Raw genomic sequence first — 354 nt, forward strand, 5'->3', positions numbered from 1 at the left:
CGTGGCATCAGATTTTTCACCGCGCTGGATGGACCGCTGCTCATCAGCGGCGTACATCATGGCATTCCATTGCGTCACCAGGCTTAGGCTGAGGGCGCCGCCCTGTGAGTACCAAAGACCTGAGTACCAGTTCGCCGCGGCTGCCGTTGGCGCGATCGCCTTCAGCCCCGGAGTGTCGGCCGTGGCGACAGCCCACTGGGTCATTCCCAGGTAGGAGGGGCCGTAAGTTCCGATGTCTCCGTCTGACCAGGGCTGCTCAATGATCCACGCGATGGTGTCCTGTCCGTCGGTGACTTCGTTGACTTTTGGAGTGAACGAACCGTCGGACTTAAACGTCCCACGGACGTCCTGATG

General features: G+C 60.7%; 1 protein-coding gene. It reads right to left on the minus strand.

Translation table 11 applies throughout. From position 1 onward, the window contains the following. On the minus strand, positions 1 to 354 hold a 354-nt coding region (locus DC347_RS21225), incomplete at both ends, for a CocE/NonD family hydrolase (RefSeq protein ID WP_123059243.1).

The sequence above is a fragment of the Pseudarthrobacter sp. AG30 genome (assembly GCF_003116525.1).
In the GTDB taxonomy this organism is placed as follows: Bacteria; Actinomycetota; Actinomycetes; order Actinomycetales; family Micrococcaceae; genus Arthrobacter.